At 42.4% G+C, this 21,684-nt stretch carries 5 protein-coding genes; all 5 read left to right on the forward strand.

The window, feature by feature from the left end:
* The first annotated feature begins 10 nt into the window (after positions 1–10).
* A complete protein-coding gene (locus HDE70_RS05015; protein WP_183888426.1) occupies positions 11–1,243 on the forward strand; it encodes a DUF5000 domain-containing lipoprotein in 1,233 nt (410 codons plus the stop codon).
* 27 nt (positions 1,244–1,270) lie between these two features.
* Positions 1,271–2,488, forward strand: coding sequence for a DUF4998 domain-containing protein (locus HDE70_RS05020; RefSeq protein WP_183888429.1), 1,218 nt, complete (start codon positions 1,271–1,273; stop codon positions 2,486–2,488).
* 333 nt (positions 2,489–2,821) lie between these two features.
* A complete protein-coding gene (locus HDE70_RS05025) occupies positions 2,822–4,420 on the forward strand; it encodes an MBL fold metallo-hydrolase (RefSeq protein WP_183888431.1) in 1,599 nt (532 codons plus the stop codon).
* Positions 4,421–4,503: 83 nt separating this feature from the next.
* Entirely contained in the window at positions 4,504–14,124 is a 9,621-nt protein-coding gene (locus tag HDE70_RS05030; RefSeq protein ID WP_183888433.1) for a non-ribosomal peptide synthetase, read from the forward strand.
* Positions 14,125–14,149: 25 nt separating this feature from the next.
* Positions 14,150–21,601 (forward strand): non-ribosomal peptide synthetase, encoded by a 7,452-nt coding sequence (locus tag HDE70_RS05035; RefSeq protein WP_183888435.1) that lies wholly within the window; start codon positions 14,150–14,152, stop codon positions 21,599–21,601.
* Positions 21,602–21,684: the final 83 nt, after the last annotated feature.

The following is a 21,684-nucleotide window of genomic DNA, read 5'->3' on the forward strand; positions in this document are numbered from 1 at the left end:
TTATAATCCAATGAAAACTATAAATAATTACTTGCTATATATCTGCTTAATTATCCCCGTTTTATTCTTGCTCGGTGCCTGTCAGAAAACGGAAGGTTATAATACCCCGGCATCTTCAGACCTGACCAAACCGGATATGGTCACTAATATTAAAGTTGATAATTTTAATGGCGGGGCAAACATTACCTATACGCTGCCAAATTCCAGTAATTTGTTGTACGTCATGGCACAGTATAAAATAAATGATAAAGTAGCCAGGGAAACCAAATCCAGCTATTATTCCGATACCATTACAGTAGAAGGCTTCGCTAAAAAGGCAGCATATGAGGTCACTTTATATGCGGTAAGCAGGGCTAATGTAAAATCAGATCCGGTCATCGTTAAAGTGAACCCGGATACACCTCCCTATCTATTACTTAAACCAACGGTCAACGTACAAGCTTCTTTTGGCGGACTGAAGGTTCTCGGGAATAATCCATTGAAAAAATCGCTTGGAATCGTGATGCTGAAGGTAGATCAGACTAATTTTTCTGACATCGTGGATCAGTACTATTCCAATAAAGATAGTATTAGTTATTCTTTAAGAGGTTTCCCGCCCGTAGCCCAGAAATTTGGCTATTACGTAACCGATTCTTATGGAAATATTTCAGATACCACTTATCTGTCTGCTACTCCATTTTTTGAAACGGTACTGGATAAAAATAAATTCTTCGTTTACAACCTGCCAACAGACAGTCGTATTGGCTATGGATGGGATCTCCCTAATCTCTGGAACGGAAAAACAGATGGAAACGGCTGGCATAGCAGTCCCGATGGAAGTTTGCCCGTAATTGCCACATTTGGTTTGGGTATAACAGCTAAGCTGAGCCGCTTTGTGATGTGGGAAAGGCCTGATGGCGATGACCGCTTCGCTTTTGGGCATGGTAATCCTAAACTCTTTTCTTTATGGGGATCAGATAAAGCACAACCGGCGGATGTTCAGTTGCCAAGGACTGCACCGGCAGGTACTGTTTTAGGAGACTGGACGAACCTTGGTAATTTTAATTTTCCAGATCCGCCTTCTGGTCTGAAGCCCGCTGCACATAATGCTTCTGATAATGATTTTGTAAAAGCAGGAGTGAATTTCGATGTGCCATTAGCCAGTCCCAAAGTCCGGTACCTGCGCTTATCTGTAGGAACAACGTGGTCAAACGGAAGTTTTGCACACGTGATGGAAATGACCTTTTACGGGGATACGAGATAATTTTTATTAATAATAAAGACAAACGATATGAAATATATTTACGGCATCTATTGCTTTTTGTTGTGCTGTCTGGTTTTACAGGGTTGTACAAAGGACGATACTGAATTCAAAAGCTATCTTAAAGATGGTGAAATTGTTTATCCAGGCCGGACTTCGGCAGTACTCAATAAACCAGGGAATCTCCGGACTGCACTTTGGTGGAATCCCAGTACGGACCCAACAATTACGAAATATGTAGTTTACTGGAATAATAAAACGGACTCTGTTGTGGTGAAAGCGACCAGTCACAGCCCGCTGGATACTGTGAAAGTGATCATCCCGGATCTAAAGGAGTATACCTATTCTTTTGTGATTTATTCCTATGATGCACTGGGGCGTAAATCCGTACCAGTAGAAGCTAATAATGTCAGGGTTTTTGGAACACTTTATCAGTCTGGCTTATTAAACAGGCCATATAATGGGACTACCCCTTATACTTTGAATGATAACGGGTCGTTGTTGTTAAATTTTAATACACCGGATACGATTAACATTAATACCGTAATTAAATACACGAATGCTGCGGGAGTTGTTGTTGAAAAGATCCTGAAGCCCGACAGTGCGACTGTGTTGTTGCCAAATTATAAACCAGGAAGTAATATTCAGTACAGGTCTTCTTATATTCCCGGAAAAGGGGCATTAGATACTTTCACAGTAGCAGCGTATTCAACTTTTCCAAGAATTTATAGTTACGTGCTTTGTGACAGGTTGTTATTTAAAGAAGTTCATCTGGCTCATGATGCCAATACCTATGAATCCGGAACCAGCATCAGTAAACTTTGGGATGGGAGCGTGGGGCCACAGGGCCATCCTAATATATTTCATAGCAGTGGAAATAGCGGGATGCCACATACCATTACTTTTGATTTGGGAAAGGTTTATGATAATTTATCCAGAATTGAAGAAACCGGCAGGGATTGCTGTAATAATCCGGATGATTTTGAAGTATGGGGAATTGCTGACCTGAGCGGAGCAGATACGAACCTTAATGCAGACAATTCAGGGTGGAAAGATGAATCAATTGCTAAAGGATGGGTTTTACTGAAAGAAGTAATCCGGACAGATGATGGTAAGAATGCAGTAAGTTCGGAACTGAATAACAATGGAAAGCCAATTCGTTATATCCGGATCAGAATTAAACACGTAACTACCGGCGACGGTAATTACAGTAATATGAGTGAAATCCGGTTTTGGAATAAACAATAAGGTGGTAACATGGTTGTTTTTGTAGTTTCTTTTAAATTAAAATTAACAAGTGTTTGTTATTTAATTGAAAATAAACTGATGTTCATTTTTCCTATAAATATGGGTTTAAACGCTGATTTTTGAATAAACTTTAATTATGTGTAATTATAATTTGTTTTTGTGATTTTTCGTTCTGAAATTGTATTTATCGATTATCTATTATAAATATAAATAATGTAAATATATCCGCTTTTGAGGATGTATGAATGGTTTTGTTATTCATTTAGTGCATAAATATAAATAAATGTCATATAGTTTGTCTTAAAGTAAAATTAACTAACAATTAACCTACCAATGAAAAACACTGAAGTATATCTTAAACCCAATTTAGTCATGGAGCCATTAGTCGATAAATGGTATGCATGGAGCCATCTCATATCTCCGGCAACGGCCGCGATGAATATTGTCGGGCGGCACATGACCATCATGGAATCCTATTTAATGGCACCGGAGCTTCACGCAGAGGCTGTCCTGAATCCAAAATTGAGGGGAGGGCCCTTTATGGATATACCCGTAGAAAGAGCTGATGAAGTCAAAGCTATTTATGAAGATACCCTGTTAAAGCAACAACCTGTACTGGAATTTTCAAAAGCCGTCAATAAATTAGATAAGTTGCTGAAAACTGATGCAAAAGGTTTTGCAATGGAAGAAATGTATGCGCGCGTACCTGAAGAACTTAAAGGTTATGTAGAACTCTATTATGACCGGAACAATAATGGAGGGTTCAGGTTCTTTGAGCCACTTTTATATGAGAGTTCCTATTACAATAAAAACTCTCAAAGCCTGGCCCTGTGGATTACTGACAACGACCACAGGCCTTTCTGTCTGAGCACACCAAAGCTGAATGATAAAAATACGCTGCATTTAGACATTCCTTTTGATCATCCTGGAATTGACGAGCTGGCCAGAATGAAAAGAGTTCCTCAGACCATTGATTATATCAAAGGGAAACTAGGTATTACTGACGATCAATCGGGACTTTTTGAAACATTTTTCACGACAGATGTTCCTCCTGTTTATGAAAAATATGCAGGGGATAAAATCCGTATGCGCTATTTCGGCCATGCCTGTATCCTGATTGAAACAAAAGATATCAGCATATTGGTTGATCCGCTGATCAGTTATTATGGTTACGCCTCAGAGGTAGACCATTTTTCAGATGTAGATCTTCCTGATACTATTGATTATGTTTTGATCACTCATAATCATCAGGATCATATTTTATTTGAAACCTTACTGCCATTACGCCATAAAATCAAAAATATTATCGTTCCCAATACTTGCAGCGGTAAACTTCAGGACCCTGATTTAAAGCTCATGTTCAACCATATTGGCTTTGATAATGTGATCTCTATTAATGAAATGGAATCGGTAAAATTTGCGGATGCAATTATTACCGGGGTGCCATTTACCGGAGAGCACAGTGATCTGAATATATTAACAAAGTCTTGCTATTTTGTACAGATAGGAGATTTTAAACTGGCATTTTTTGCAGATTCAAGAATAATGGAGCCAGAATTATATGCACATATCCAAAGAAAAATAGGGAATGTCGATGTTGTTTTTCTGGGAATGGAATGTGATGGCGCACCATTATCCTGGCTATATGGACAATTACTTCCTCAAAAACTACCAAGAGAGCAGGATAATAGCCGAAGACTATCGGGGTCTGACTGTAGAAAAGGGATGTCCTTAGTAGATATCTTCCACCCTAAAGAAGTTTACGTTTATGCTATGGGACAAGAACCATGGGTTGAATTTATCAGCAGTATCAAATACACTGATGAATCAAATCCTATTGTTCAATCCAACAGGTTAATAGAAGAGTGCAGAGCAAAGGGAATTGTCGCAGAACGATTATTCGGTGAAAGAGAAATACTCTATAACAAATAACTGATTCAAATTAACAATCATCTTATAGATTTCTTACCGCTACTACTATAGTCACCCTATAGTAGTAGCTAATTTAACCCTGCATGAAACTCTCATTCAACACCTTTGCTATGCATCCTGCTCAGCAGGATATCTTTATTGATCAGCTGATTAATATCAACAGCCCCCACTATAATATCAATAACTATTTTAAGATTACAGGGCCACTGGACATTGATAAATTCGTCAGTGCTATCGTTTCTTCTGCTGCTGTTTTTGATGTTTTTAAAATGGCGATTGCGGCAGATGATTTTAACCCCGGTTACCAGCTGGCTGAGCAGGAACGCCAGCTTTCTGTTCAGCTCATAGACTTCAGAAGTTACGACCATCCTGTAGAAATGATTCTCCAGTGGATAGAAGATCAGAATGACAGGCCGCTCGCATTAGAAAAATCAAGGTTACCAGTGGAGCAGTATATCCTTAAAGCAGCTGACAATGAACATTATTATTATTTTAAGTTTCATCACCTGATTTTTGATGGGTATAGCGTCAGGGTCTGGACAAATTATATTTCCGGTAAATATAAAAGCCTGTTAAATAATGAGCAGGAAGTTCTTGTTTCACCATCTTATTTACAGGAGGTGGAAAAAGCAGCAGCAAATTATGGATCTGATGCCTATCAGGCTAGTGCTGCCTATTGGAAAGCAAAAATAAAAGCTAAGCCAGCATCTGTTTTTCAGCCAGTTTATAAAGCATTGAATGAGGCGGGGAAAGAAAGTAAATGTTATACACGCATTTTGGAAAAGCAGGAGCAAGTACAGTTAGCTCAATTGGCCATGAACAGTCAGGCGCGTTTGCAACATTTAACTATTGCTGCAATGGTAATTTACCTGGGTAAAATGTACGGACTGGAGCACTCTCTTTTTGGAACAGCTGCCCATAAGCGAAATCAAAAAGAACAGCGGGAGATATTAGGAATGTTTTCCGGAGTTGCCCCATTTGAAGGGAATTATCAGCCAGAGGCCAGGCTAATTGATTTCATTCAGGATATTGCCCGTTCTCAAAAAGAAGACTACAAACATCTTGATTACATCGCCGGAGATCTGAGCCGGCATTTTAAACATGATCCTTTAGCAGGGCCTTTCTTTGATTTCGTGATTAACCATATCGTTTTTGATTTATCACTCAATTTAGGCACTAACATTCAAACGGCTCATGAAGTGAAGTTTAGCAGGCATCAGCAAACTCCGCTGGAAATTATGTGGCTGGACCACGGAGAAGATCAACCCTTACAGCTGGTCATTGGATTCCGTCATGAATACTTCCGGGAAACAGAAATCGCACAGTTTGCGGAAGCGCTATTAACTATTCTGAAACAATTCACGCAAACTCTTCAGCTTAAAGTTGAAGAAATTCAGGTTGATGCTAAAGCTGGAATACCTGCATTTATAAAAGAGAACAGGAATGTAGTGGTCACCACAGCGGAATTGGCAAAGCTAAAAACATTCAATGCTACAGCAGCAGCTTATCCTTTAGATAAGAACCTCATGGAGCTATTTGTTATGCGGGCAAATCAGCATCCTGATGCCATTGCAGTGATTGAGCAGGATCAGACTTTAACTTATAGCGAGCTGGATCAAAAGAGTAATCAGCTTGCACATTACTTACGTCATGCAGGGGTGAGAGAAGAGACATTGGTGCCAATTTGTATAGACCGTTCCATAGAGATGGTGATTGGCATACTGGGTATTTTGAAAGCGGGCGGGGCTTATGTTCCAATTGATCCGGAGTATCCTCAGGAAAGAGTCAGTTTTCTGCTGACAGATACCGGGGCTACTATTGTGGTGAGCAGTAAAGCACACTACAAACTATTTGAAAATCAGGCTGGTATTCGTGTAATTTCAGTAGATGCAGACTGGGGTGAAATTGCTCAGGAATCAATTTTAACAGTTGTAAATGAGCTGCGTCCAGCCCACTTATGTTATGTGATTTATACTTCCGGGTCTACCGGACAACCTAAGGGTGTAATGGTAGAACACAGAAATGTTGTGAATTTAGTTTATGATCGCCAGGAGCTTTTAAAGCTTAATCAGCAGGATCGGGTAGCAGCATTTACAAGTTACACTTTTGACCCTTTTGTGGAGCAGTTGTTTATGGCCTTGCTGAATGGCGCAGGACTGGTCTTGATTTCAAAAGAAGTACAGCTGGATACGCAGGCGCTTGTTGCTGTATTGCATAAGGAACAGGTTACTTATATCCTGAATACACCTGGCTTTTTAAGAAATGTACCTTTTGAAAATGCCCCCCGGAGTTTAAAAACTGTGATGGTTGGAGGCGAGCGTTGCACAACTTTACTAGCACAACAATGGACACGGCAACACCCTGAACTGCGGTTTTATGTAGCTTACGGGCCTACTGAGTGTACCGTAACTTCTACTATTTATGCATATGATCAAACTCAGCAGGAAGGAGAATACCTTCCTATAGGTAAGCCGGCACGAAATCAACAAATACATATAGTGGATACCAATGGTAATTTACTGCCTCTGGGTGAGCCGGGAGAAATCTGTATAGGTGGCGCTGGTGTAGCCCGCGGATATCTGAACCGTGAAGAATTGACGGCGAAGCAGTTTGTACCGGATACTTTCGGGAACAAGGCCGGTGGCCGTTTATATAAAACGGGTGATATCGGAAAGTGGCTCCCGGATGGAAATATTGAATTTATTGGCCGTAAAGATGATCAGGTTAAGGTACGTGGTTACCGGATTGAACTGGGAGAAATTGAAAATGCCATTCAGCAAAGCGGCCTGGTCAGTCAGGCTGTTGTACTGGCTGTGGAAGAATCAGGCAACAATCAGCTGGTTTGTTATGTAGTTCCTGAAGAGACTTTTGACCAGCAAGGTTTAATCTCTTACCTGGAAACTCAGTTACCAGAATATATGGTACCCCGTATTTTTGTAGAGCTGACTGCTTTTCCATTAACTGCTCATGGTAAACTGGATAAAAAAGCATTGCCCTTAGCAGATCTTAAAAAGCAGCGGAGTAAGGGTTATGTTGCTGCGGGGAATGAATTAGAGTCTGCATTGATCAGTATCTGGGAAGACCTGCTTCAGGTAAGCCCGATTGGTATTCATGATAGCTTTTTTGAGCTTGGCGGGCATTCTCTGTTAGCGATGCGGGTTAGTGGTTACATCTATAAGGAACTTGGGGTAAATGTTCCGGTAAAAAGCATATTTCAACATAAAAACATAGAGAAACTTGCGGCCTATATCACCGGACATACAACCAGTGACTCAGCTCATTCAGCTATTCCGGTGAACCAACAGCTTACAGCTGTTCCATTATCTTACGGTCAGGAAGGACTTTGGCGGATAGATCAGCTTAGTGGAAGTGTGCAGTATCATATGCCCATGTATTTCCGTTTGTCGGGAACAATACGTACCGATGCACTTGAACAGGCAATCAATGAGGTAGTTAACCGTCACGAAATTTTAAGGACAGTCATTCATCAGGATGCTGACGGACAGCCTTTCCAGTTTGTTTTAGAAAAAGATACCTGGTCACTGGATAGAATAAGACATGTTCGTGGTGGAGAAAGCGGGCTGGATGATTTGCTAACGGAGCTTTCATCAGCAGTTATAGATCTTCGTACAGACCATATGCTGCGGGCACATCTGATCCGGATTTCTGAGCAGGAACAAATATTGGTCATTATCCTTCACCATATCGCGGCAGATGGCTGGTCAATTTCGGTACTGATCCGTGAACTTATTTCCTGTTATCAGCTGAATACAAATGGTTTAACAGCAGCGCTTCCTGCCCTTCCACTACAATATGGAGATTATTCAATCTGGCAGCGTGCACAGGAAAAATTCTGGTCTAAAAGTGGTATCACCTATTGGAAAACGCGGCTGGAAGGTACCAGTCAGCTGGAACTGCCCACAGATTATCCCCGTCCTTTAATACAAAGTACAAAAGGTGCAGTTGCTGTATTTACATTGAATGCAGAGTTATCGGCCGGATTGCAATTGTTAGCGCGGGAGCAGGATGCTACTTTACATATGACCCTGTTATCAGCCTTCAAGATTTTGCTTCACCGGTATAGTGGTCAGGATGACATTTGTGTGGGAAGTGTGATTGCAGGACGGACGCGTCAGGAACTCGAAGGATTGATTGGCTTTTTTGCTAATACATTGGCTTTGAGGAGTAACCTTGGCGGAAATCCTTCTTTTGTAGATTTTCTACAGCAGGTAAAGGAAACTGCGATGGGTGCATATGAGCACCAGGATGTCCCTTTTGAACGTGTCGTTGAGGCCGTTGGCCAGGAAAGAGATAAGAGCCGTAATCCTTTATACCAGGTGATTTTTACGGTACAGAATATTCCGGAAGTACCTGAGTTCCGTTTAGGAGAAGCAGTTCTTACGCAGCAAAAAACAGGCCGTACCACCAGTCAGTTTGATCTGAATGTAGCCGTAGTAGAACAAGTGACAGGACTTGAAATCAGTGTCGAATATTGTACTGATTTGTTTAATGCCGGAACGATAGAACGGATGTTTGGTAATTATCAGGAATTACTTCAAGCTATTTTACACACGCCTTTACAGCAAATAGATCAGTTGCCAATTTTGCGTAAAGCCGAACAGCAAGAATTGCTTTATGACTTCAATAATACAGCTGTTGCTTATCCTCATGAACAGACTGTGGTAGACTTGTTTAGCAGGCAGGCCATGCTGACCCCGGATGCAATTGCACTCGTTTACCAGGATCAGTCTTTAACCTATAAAGAACTTGATGAGCAAAGTAATCAGCTCGGGCATTATCTGCGCAGTGCAGGAGTAAAAGAAGACACGCTGGTTCCGATCTGTATTACGCGTTCTGTAGAGATGATGATTGGAATATTGGGTATTTTGAAATCTGGTGGTGCGTATGTGCCCATTGATGCAGCATATCCGAAGGAGCGTATTCATTATATTTTGTCAGATACCCAGGCAGGTATAGTGGTCAGTAGTGAAGCGAACAAGCCGTTGCTGCTGAGCCATTCTACTGATATCCGCGTGATTTCATTAGACGGAGAACATGAAGTTATTGCAGAGGAGCCGGTATCTGCCGTGCCTGCAATACTTCGTCCTGATCATTTATGTTATGTCATGTATACTTCAGGTTCAACCGGGCAGCCGAAAGGTGTACTTGTTACCCATAGCAACGTAACAAGCCTGATCTCTGGTGCAAATTATATTCAGCTGAGTTCCAGCGACGCCTTATTATCTGCGGGTTCTGCATCTTTTGATGCGACAACATTTGAGTATTGGAGCATGTTGCTCAATGGCGGACGCCTGGTATTCTGTCCGGCCGGCAGTTTGCTGGATAATAGTTTGTTCAAAGCAGTATTGCAAGTGAATAAAATCACGGTGATGTGGTTTACAGCAGGCTGGTTTAATCTGCTGGTAGATGTGGATATAGATTTATTTGAAGGTCTGTCTGTAGTTATGGTTGGAGGAGAAAAGTTATCGGCCGCGCATATCAACCGTTTCCGTGAATGTTATCCTGATAAAACTATTATCAATGGTTATGGGCCTACTGAAAATACAACTTTCTCTGTTTGTTACCCTATTCAGGAACTGGAATCCTCAGGGAATATTCCTCTTGGGCGACCGCTGAATAACCGGCAGGCTTATGTGCTGGATAATTTTGGACAGCCAGTACCTATTGGTGTAGCCGGGGAGATTTATGTAGGTGGAGCTGGTGTAGCACGCGGGTACCTAAATCAGGAAGAGCTGACCGCAGCCAGATTTATCAACGATCCTTTTGAGACAGGTAATCGTTTATATAAAACCGGTGACATTGGCAGATGGCTTGCGAATGGGAATTTAGAGTTTATTGGCCGGATGGATGATCAGGTTAAAATCCGGGGTTACCGTATTGAATTGGGAGAGATTGAGACTGCTATTCAGCAAAGTGGTTTCGCTGAACAATGCGTGGTGCTTGCACCTGCCGATGAATCCGGACAGAAACGCCTGGTGGGTTATGTGATTGCTGGTGAACAAGGATTTGACAGAGATGCGCTTGTGAGTTATCTGAACACACGTTTACCGGATTACATGGTGCCGAATGTGTTCATCGCACTGGAAGCTTTTCCGCTGACTGCTAATGGTAAGCTGGATAAAAAAGGACTGCCTGATGCGAATAATACTCAACTGATCAGCACAGATACAGCCGGTTTGCTGACAGAGACCGAGCAAAAAGTAAAAGAGATCTGGGCATTATCACTTGATATAGAAGAGCTGGGCATTCATGATGATTTCTTTAAACTTGGAGGTGATTCTATTATTGCCATTGGAGTCATCAGCCGTTTGCGTAAAGCATTTAATGATCGTATCCGTTTATATGATTTGTATGAATCTTCAACGATCAGCCGTTTATCAGCGTTAATTGATTCCGGGCATGCAGTAGTTGCTGAAGATAAAGGGCATACAGTTCGCGATGCAGTAATTGCTGAACTGGAATCTCTGCGCTCGCGTTTGCTTCCTGATTTTGAAGATGAGTCAGAGATCGAAGATGTTTACCCGATGAGCGATATCCAGAGCGGGATGGTTTATGCTTCTCAATTGAACCCTGAGGAAGCAATTTATCATGATCAGCTGACATTTAAAATGCCATTATCATTGAACAGAGCTGTTTTTGAACAGGCTTTAAAATTGCTGGTGGCCAAACACTCCATTTTGCGGACCAGATTTGATCTGGATATACATGTTGGAGATGTACAGGTTGTTTATAAACAGGGAGATCCTGAATTGATATTCCGCGATATCCGTTCGGCTACTAAAAATGGTTCAGGTGCTTATTTAAATAATTACCTGGCAGAAGAACGCGCCATTCCTTTTGTCGTTCACCAGGGTAAATTGTGGAGGATCAGTTTATTGCAGACTATGTTAGATTATATCCTGGTCTTTCAGTTTCATCATGCGATGTTTGATGGCTGGAGCGTCGCTTCTTTTACTACAGAATTGAATAATCTGTATTTAGCTATCCTGGCCAATGGGGAACAGGTGCAAATAACTCCATTAAAAGCGAGTTATCGTGATTTTGTGATCGAGAGTATTGCTGAAAAACGCAATCAGGAAAACCGGACATTCTGGGCGGAGTCGTTAACCGACTATAAGCGATTAGACATGTTTACAGAAACGGTCGCAGATGATAATTGGGCAAAGGCTTATGATTTGAGCTACCTGCAAAGGTTAAAAGACAAGACAAAAGCAGATGGATTGAGTTTGAAAGGAGTATTTCTTGGTGCTTATCAATATATGCTGAGCAGGCTGACTGCCGAACAGGAAGTAACCCTGGGTGTGGTAACTAATGGTCGTCCGCTTACAGAAGATGGCGATAAAGTACTGGGTTGTTTTTTAAATACAATTCCTTTCCGGTTTATTGGTGGCGATATTGATGCACTAAGCTGGAAGGCTTATTTTGAACGTATTGAGCAGCAACTGACCTCATTAAAAGAACGGGACAGAATGCCTTTAATGGAAATTGCACAGCTCACAGGAGAGCAGTCATCCAACGGCAATCCATTTTTCGACACTATTTTCAATTATATTAATTTCCATGTGTATAATCATATGGATGCCGAAGAAGGATTATTTGCAAAGCAAGGACATGTTCAGCTCGAAGAGGAAGAAGAAAAGAATGCATCCGGAGGTTATGAAGCTACAAATACCTATCTCGATTGTTCAGTTAGCGTGACCGGAGATATTCTGGTCGTGAGTTATCACCTGACAAGAACACTTAAAAGTGATAAAACACTGGCTGATATTCATGCTTATTTTGATCTTGTACTAGCAGCTTATTTGGAACATGATGAACAGCGTATTGCTGATATGCCTGTATTGCCTGCACAGGAGCTGGAATTATTACAGGCTTTCAATTCGACAACGGCTGCTTATCCGCAAGACCAGACGCTGGTTGATTTGTTTATAACCCAGGCAGCCGGGTCTCCGGATGCAGTTGCACTGCTTACGCAGGACGGGCATTTAACTTACAAAGAACTTGATTTGCAGAGTAATCAGCTGGCACATTATCTACGTTCGGCCGGGGTTCAGGAAGATACACTGGTACCTATCTGTATAGGGCGTTCAGCAGATATGATTATTGGTATACTGGGGATTTTGAAAGCAGGAGGGGCTTATGTACCCATAGATCCGGAATATCCTCAGGAACGGATTAATTATATGCTTTCGGATACCGGAGCACGTATCGTGGTCAGTAATGCACACTATCGGGAGTTACTGGACGAGGAAGGAATTCTGGTGATTTCGCTGGATGAGGAACTGGAATTAATTCAAAAGGAATCTTCTGTGGCGGTAAAGACTGAGCTGCGGCCGGCTAATTTATGTTATGTAATTTATACTTCAGGGTCTACCGGGCAGCCCAAAGGCGTATTGATAGAACACCAAGGTGTAGTTAACTTAATCTGTGACCGATTGCGGGTATTCAAATTCAGTACTGGTGACCGGTTACTTTTATTCTCAAATTATACATTTGATCCTTTTGTGGAGCAGCTTTTTACGGCCCTGTTAAGTGGTGCCGGATTAGTTATCATCTCAAAAGAAGTACAATTGGATGCGAACCAGCTGATGGAAGTTGTGGCAGCCGAAAAGATTACCTATCTGGATGTAACCCCTAGTTTTTTAAATGGATTAGTTCAAAATGAGGAATTAAAAGATTTGAAGCAGGTTATTGCAGGCGGGGAACGTTGCGCTGCATCGTTAGCACAGCGCTGGACATCAAACAGTGCAGTAAACTTTTACAATGCTTACGGGCCAACTGAGTGTACAATCACTGCTACAGTTTATCCTTATGATAAGAACAGGCAGCATGGAGAATACCTGTCTATTGGTAAGCCAGTTGGAAATGTGCAAATCCACATCGTAGATAACAGGGGCAATCAGTTACCAGCAGGTGTAGCAGGAGAAATTTGTATTGCTGGTGCAGGGGTAGCCCGCGGTTATCTGAACCGGGAAGAGTTAACTGCCGCACGTTTTATCAAAAATCCTTTTGGTACTGGCCGTTTGTATAAAACCGGTGATACCGGCAGGTGGCTTCCCGACGGAAACATTGAATTTATTGGCCGTATTGATGATCAGGTTAAGGTGCGTGGGTACCGTATTGAATTAGGGGAGATTGAAAGTGTCATTCAGCAGAGTGGATTAATTTCTCAGTGTATTGTGATAGCACAAGCAGATGATGCCGGGAATAACCAGCTGATTTGTTATGTGGTTCCTTCCGGAGTTTTTGCCCGGGAAAATCTGGTTACTTACCTGGAAACCAGGTTGCCGGAGTATATGGTACCTCGTGTATTTGTAGAAATGGAATTTATTCCGCTCACTTCTCATGGAAAACTTGATAAAAAGGCATTGCCATCTGCGGATACAAAAGGACAGCTGAGTAAAAATTATGTGCCTGCGGCAAGTGACCTGGAATCTACGCTGGTTGGGATCTGGGAAGAGTTACTTCAGGTATCGCCCATAGGAATCCATGACAGTTTCTTTGAATTAGGAGGACATTCCCTGCTGGCTATGCGGGTGAGCAGCAGTATACAAAAAGAACTGGAAGTGAATGTTCCGGTGAAAAGTATATTTCAGTGCAAAAGCATAGATAAACTTGCAGCCTATATAGAAGAGCTCCAAATTAAAACTGTTCGGCTAGGGGTAAACGTCATTAGTCTTTAAATCAATATAACCTAAATAAATAGCTATGAATACGGACTTTAACCAGGTTGTCAATGTGTTGAAAAAGGCAAGAAATAATGGTGTATCTATTTTTCTTGAACAGGATAACCTTAAACTTGATTTAGGTGAGCAGACTCAGATTGATCCTGAGCTGCTGGCAGAAATCAAGAAATATAAACAAGAGCTCACTAATTTTTTACGTAATGAACTGTCTTCTGGTGATGATTTTGATCATTTGCCAATTCCGCTCAGGGGGTGGAAAGATGAGATCCCATTGTCTTATGGCCAAAAAGGGCTGTGGATGATTGATCAGCTTAACGGGAGTACACATTATCACATGCCAATGTACTTCCGTTTATCGGGGAAATTTAATGCTGATGCGCTGGAACTGGCCATCAAAGAAGTAGTGAACCGTCACGAAATTTTACGAACAGTAATCCGCCAGAATGCCGCCGGTCAGCCACTTCAGGTTGTTTTAGAAAAGAACCGCTGGTATTTAAATAAGATAACTGATTACCAGGGAGGAGAAGCAGGGCTGGCTAAATTGCTCGCTTCCATTACATCGGCCAGTATAGATCTTCGTACAGATCATATGCTGCGGGGACACCTGATCCGGATTTCGGAGCAGGAGCATGTACTGGTGATTTTGCTGCATCATATTGCAGCCGATGGCTGGTCACTTTCTATACTGATCCGGGAGCTCGTTTCTTTATATGAAATGAATATGGGAGATTTAAAAGTGAAGCTTCCTGCACCTGAGTTACAGTATGGAGACTATTCTATTTGGCAGCGTACACAGGAAGAGTCACATTGGGGACGCCGCATAGCTTATTGGAAGGACCGCCTGGTGGGTACCAGTCCACTGGAATTACCTATAGATTATCCGCGGCCGGCGATACAAAGTACAAGAGGTGCAATGGCTGTTTTCCCACTTGGTGCAAAACTTTCTGCGGGGTTGCAAGCATTGTCACGTCAGCATGGAGCTACGCTGCATATGGTCATGCTATCCGCTATCAAAGTCTTATTTTACCGTTATAGTGGTCAGGATGATATTTGTGTGGGAAGTGTGATTGCAGGTCGGACGCGTCAGGAGCTGGAAGGATTAATCGGATTTTTCGCCAATACATTAGCCCTCAGAAGTAACCTGAGTGGTAATCCTTCTTTTGAAGATTTTCTTCAGCAGGTAAAAGAGACCACTTTAGGTGCATATGAGCATCAGGATGTACCATTTGAACGTGTGGTTGAGGCAGTTGGACAAGAAAGAGATAAAAGTCGTAACCCTTTATACCAGGTGATTTTTACAGTACAGAATATTCCGGAAGTGCCCGTGTTCCGCTTAGGAGAAGCTGTTTTAACGGAACAGAAAACCGGGCATACAACAAGCCAGTTTGATTTGAATATTTCTGCAATAGAAGGGCCTGGCGGAATTGAAGTTGGGGTAGAATATTGTACAGATTTGTTTAAAGCAGAAACGATAGAACGCATGTTCCGGAATTACCTGGTATTGCTTCAAGGTATCGTGTCGGCTCCATCGCAAAATATAGATCAGTTACCGCTACTGCGTAAATCTGAGGAGGAAGAGGTCTTAAATACATTTAATGCGCGTGTTTCAGCTTATCCACAGGAGCAGACTCTGGCAGGCTTGTTTAGTTTGCAGGCCGCTAAAACTCCCGATGCCATTGCGCTGGTTTATCTGGATCAGGCTTTAACTTACAAAGAGCTTGATGAAAAGAGTAATCAGCTTGGACATTATCTGCGCTCGGCAGGTGTCCAGGAAGATACACTGGTCCCAATCTGTATTACCCGTTCTGTGGATATGATGATCGGAATATTAGGGATTCTAAAAGCTGGCGGTGCTTATGTACCTATTGATTCGGAGTATCCGCACGAACGGATCAGTTATATCCTGTCAGATACCAGTGCAGATGTAGTGGTGAGCAGTGAAGCAAACAGGATGCTCCTGAACGCTTTCGATGATATTTGTGTGATTTCTCTGGATGGCGAACGGGAGATTATTGAGCAGGAACCAGTTTCTGCTGTACCTACAGATCTTCGCTCAGCTCATTTATGTTATGTCATGTATACTTCTGGTTCTACAGGTCAGCCTAAAGGTGTTTTGGTAGAACATGGTAATGTGATCAGTCTGATTTTGGGTGCAAATTATATCAAACTGAATTCCCGTGATGCCTTGTTATCCGCAGGTTCCCCGTCATTTGATGCGACAACATTTGAATATTGGGGAATGTGGCTTAACGGCGGACGGCTGGTCTTATGCCCGGCCAGCAGCTTACTGGATAATAATTTACTGAAAACGGTACTGCAAGTGAATAAAATCACAGTCATGTGGTTTACTTCTGGCTGGTTTAACCAGCTGATTGATGTGGATATAGAGCTGTTTGAAGGACTGTCATCAATTATGGTTGGCGGTGAGAAATTGTCGGTTGCACATGTGAACCGTTTCCGTCAGCTTTATCCGGATAAGATTTTAATCAATGGTTATGGGCCAACTGAAAACACAACTTTTTCACTGACTTATCAATTAACAGGCGGTTTATATGAAGGGAACATTCCTATTGGCCGGCCACTAAGAAACCGGCAGGCTTATGTGCTGGATAGTTATAGACAGCCGGTACCAATTGGCGTAGCCGGAGAAATTTACGTGGGCGGGGCTGGAGTAGCCCGGGGTTACCTGAATCAGGGAGCATTGACTGCTGAACGGTTTATACCTGATGTTTTTGGAAAGGCAGCAGGCTGCCGTTTATATCAGACAGGGGATATCGGAAGATGGCTTGCTGACGGAAATATTGAATTTATTGGCCGCAGAGATGATCAGGTGAAAATCCGTGGTTACCGTATCGAGCTGGGGGAGATCGAAAATAGTATTCAGCAAAGTGGTTTTGTGAGCCAGTGTGTGGTGCTGGCACCTGCTGATGAATCGGGACAGAAACGTCTGGTGGGTTACGTTATTGCCGGAGGACAGCAGTTTGACCGGGATGGCCTGATCTCTTATCTGGAATCACGGCTGCCTGATTATATGGTGCCGCATGTATTTATAGAAATGGAAGCTTTTCCGCTGACTGCCAATGGTAAACTGGATAAAAAAGGATTGCCGGATGCGGGCAGTGTCCAGCTGATCAGAACTGAGATAGAGGAGGAAGGGTTTTTGACAGAAACTGAACAAAAAGTAAAAGAAATCTGGGCGTTATCACTGGGTATGGAAGAACTGGGGATTCATGAAGATTTCTTCAAGCTTGGCGGTGATTCAATTGTTGCTATCGGGGTGATCAGCAGATTGCGTAAAGCATTCAATGATACAATCCGCTTGTATGATTTATATGAATGTTCAACCGTCAGCAGTTTAGCCGCTTTGATTGATTCGGGGAATGTAGCAGACACCAGTATTCCAGCGGTGACGCCGGTTCGTGAAGTGATCATTGCCGAACTGGAAACGTTGCGGGCACAATTACTTCCACAACTGGAAAAGCCGATTACCGGGAAACATGCTGAATTGGAAATAGAAGACGTTTATCCCATGAGTGATATTCAAAGTGGAATGGTCTATACTTCTCAGTTAAATCCAGAAATGGCTATATATCATGATCAGATCACCTTTAAACTACCACAAATATTGGATAGAGAGGTGTTTGAACAAGCCTTGAAAAGATTGGTTTCCAAACATTCTATTTTGCGGACCAGGTTTGACCTTCATCTGCATACACAAGGGGTACAGGTTGTTTATAAACAGGGGGATATTCATGTGGAGTATCATGATCTGCGCATGTTGAAAGAGACAGAAATTGGTTCTTATCTGGGCACTTATCTGGCAGCGCAACGGACTCTTCCTTTTGAGGTACATCAGGGAAGCTTATGGCGGATGGATGTATTTCAAACCTTAAATGAACATATTCTGCTGTTTCAATTTCACCATGCTATGCTAGATGGCTGGAGTGTGGCCTCCTTTACCACAGAATTGAATAATCTTTATGTGGCACAAACCGAGAGTAAAGCAGAGGTGGAATTACCGCTGTTGAAGGCAGACTACCGTGACTTTGTTATCGAAAGTATTTCAGAGAAACGCAATGAAGAGAACCGTGAATTCTGGGTGCAGTCATTAGCTGATTATAAGCGTCTGGATATTTTTACAGATACAGTGACCGATGGCAATTTGTTAAAGGTCTATGAGACAGCTTATCTGGATCGCCTGAAAGCTAAAACACAAGCAGACGGACTGAGCTTGAAAGGCCTATTTCTTGGTGCCTATCAGTATATGCTGAGTATGCTGACTGTAGAACAGGAAGTTACTGTGGGCGTGGTGACTAATGGCCGTCCACTCACCGAAGATGGAGATAAAGTTTTGGGCTGTTTCTTAAATACAATCCCTTTCCGTTTTATTAGCAACGGGCCGCAGCTTACCTGGAAGGCTTATTTTGAGTTGATAGAACAACAATTGATTTCACTGAAAGAAAGAGATCGTGTGCCTTTATCAGAAATTGCCCGCTTGATTGGAGAGCAGGCATCGAGTGGTAATCCCTTTTTCGATACGATTTTTAATTATATTAATTTCCATGTATTTGATAAAATGGATGGTATAGCGGGGCTGTTTGTACAGCAGGATTACCTGAATGGAGAAGCAGACGATTTACAACTGGAGAGTTCAGAAGTGACCAATACACATCTGGATTGTACAGTGAGTACTACGGGTAATGTGCTGGCAGTAAATTACAGATTAGGTAAGGAACTTAAAAGCGGCAAAACACTCGACGATATCCATGTCTATTTTGATGCAGTGCTGGATGCCTATCTGGATCATGATACGCGGAGGATTGCCGATGTTCCAATATTACCAGCGCACGAGCTGGCGCAGTTATCTGCCTTCAATGCCACTACAGCGCCTTATCCGGTTGAACTGACGCTGGTAGATTTGTTTGCAGTACAAGTTGCTGAGAGTCCGGACGCTATCGCACTGATTTACCTGGATCAGGCTTTAACTTACAAAGAGCTTGATCAGCAGAGCAATCAACTGGGACATTATCTGCGTTCCATGGGGGTGAAGGAAGATGTACTGGTGCCTATTTGTATAGACCGTTCGCTGGATATGATTATTGGCATACTGGGTATTTTGAAAGCGGGGGGTGCTTATGTTCCTGTAGATCCGGATTATCCTCAGGAGAGAATTAGCTATCTGCTTGCAGATACAGCGGCAGGTATTGTAGTCAGTAATGCCTATAACCGGGCTTTGCTGGGTAAAGACGTGCGTATTGTTTCTCTGGATGAGGATTGGGCAGCAATAAACCAGGAATCCTCAGCACCGGTCTCCACTGCGCTCCGGTCTGCTCATTTATGTTACGTGATTTATACTTCGGGTTCTACCGGACAGCCCAAAGGGGTATTGGTAGAACACAGAAGTGTACACAATATGGTGTTTGGATGGCAAAAGAAACTCACGCTGGGCAATGATGACCGGGTATTGTTGTTTTCAAACTATACTTTTGATGCTGCTGTAGAACAAATGTTCATGGCCTTATTGAATGGGGCGGGACTGGTTTTAATACCAAAAGAGGTGCAGATGGATGCAGATGCAGTGATATCGGTCATGAATGCAGAAAAAGTTACTTATATGCTGGCAACTCCTGGTTTTTTAAGGAACATACCAGCAGACCAGGTCCCATCAAGTTTAAGACATATTACTGCCGGTGGAGAGCGTTGTGGAATACCTTTGGCACAAAGCTGGACGGAGTATGCTTCACTTGATTTTTACAATGCTTATGGACCAACTGAGTGTACCGTATTTGCAACTACTTATCAGTTTGAAAAAGGTTGGAATGAGGCAGACTATCTGCCAATCGGTAAACCGGTAGAGAATGTACAGATTTATCTGCTGGATTCGGGAGGTAATTTATTGCCTGCTGGGGTACCGGGAGAGATTTGTATTGGTGGTTCGTGTGTAGCAAGAGGTTACCTGAACCAGCAGCCTTTAACTGCTGCGCGTTTTGTCGCTGATCCTTTTGGAAATACGGCTGGCGGCCGCTTATATAGAACAGGTGATATTGGCAGGTGGCTTCCTGATGGAAATATTGAGTTTATCGGACGGATGGACGATCAGGTTAAGGTACGGGGTTACCGGATTGAGTTAGGGGAAATTGAGAATGCTGTGCAGCAGAGTGATTTTGTCAGCCAGTCTGTTGTACTGACCCGTGCAGATGAATCAGGGAGTAATCATTTGGTTTGTTATGTAGTTCCGGAAGGCTCTTTTGCGAAGGACAACCTGGTATCCTATCTGGAAACCCAATTACCGGAATACATGGTGCCGCGTGTATTTGTGGAAATGGAAACAATGCCATTGACTTCACACGGTAAGCTGGATAAAAAAGCATTACCGTCAGCTGGTGCTTCAGTTCATCAGCGTCAGGGTTATGTGCCGGCCAGGAATGAACTGGAAGCAAAACTGGTTACAATCTGGGAAGAGTTGCTTCATCTGTCCCCTATAGGAATACATGATAGCTTCTTTGACCTTGGCGGACATTCTTTATTGGCTATGCGGGTAATGAACCCGATCAGAAAGTTGGGATACAAGGTGCAAATGCAGGATTTACTGGTTAATACGACAATTAATACCCTGTCTGGTATGTTGCAAAGACAAATTGATCACATCCATAATGAACATCTTGTTTTATTGAATTCCGGGCGGCTGGATGAACCTGTTTTTATCATACCAGGTTCGGATGGAATTTGCGATGGTTACGATGAACTGGCGAAAGGATTAGAGGATAGTGGTGCAGTATACGGTCTGCAAATGATGGGCTTATTTAAAGGTGAAAAACCTCTGGATACGATCACAGCAATTGCAACGGTGAATATAGAATGGATCAGGTCAGTGCAGCCACAGGGGCCTTATCGTTTAATAGGTCATTCTTTTGGCGGACAGGTAGTTTATGAGATGGCTTTGCAGTTGGAACGTGAAGGGGAACAGGTCGATTTAGTGGCTATTCTGGACGCAGCGGCTATTTTAAAACGAAATTGTCGGCCTGCTGAAAATCCGGCAGACATACTGCTTAATCTCCTTAACTATTATCATTTGATAAAGGCACCTTATCCAGCCTGGACAGACGAGTTTTTAACTGCTGTAGCAGATGTTCCTGAACAAGGGCTGAAAGGTTTTATAGCTGATTTTCTGACCCATCAAACGGATGTTAAAGAAGACGATGCCGCTTTTATTTTGAGATTGCTTGATTTGCAATTTACAAATGTACAGCTGGATTATGCTGTGGATGATGAAATTAAAGCCTTAACTATCATTGTCAAAGCAAAGGAGGAGGATTGGACAGGTTATACACAGGGATTAGGCTGGGAAAAGCATGCTGCTAATTCTGTAATCTACACTGTTCAGGGAAATCATTTTAGTATGGTGAAAAACAAAGAAGCGCTCACATTGGCTGCTTGTTTAAAAACGCATCTTATTTGTTATACTGATTTGTAACCGCTTTTTTGGCTAAACAACTATATTGCATTAATCCGGTTGCAGGTTTTTCTGTAACCGGGTTTTTTATAAACTAATGGAAT

Origin of the sequence: Pedobacter cryoconitis, assembly GCF_014200595.1 — a bacterium.
Taxonomy (GTDB): domain Bacteria; phylum Bacteroidota; class Bacteroidia; order Sphingobacteriales; family Sphingobacteriaceae; genus Pedobacter; species Pedobacter cryoconitis_C.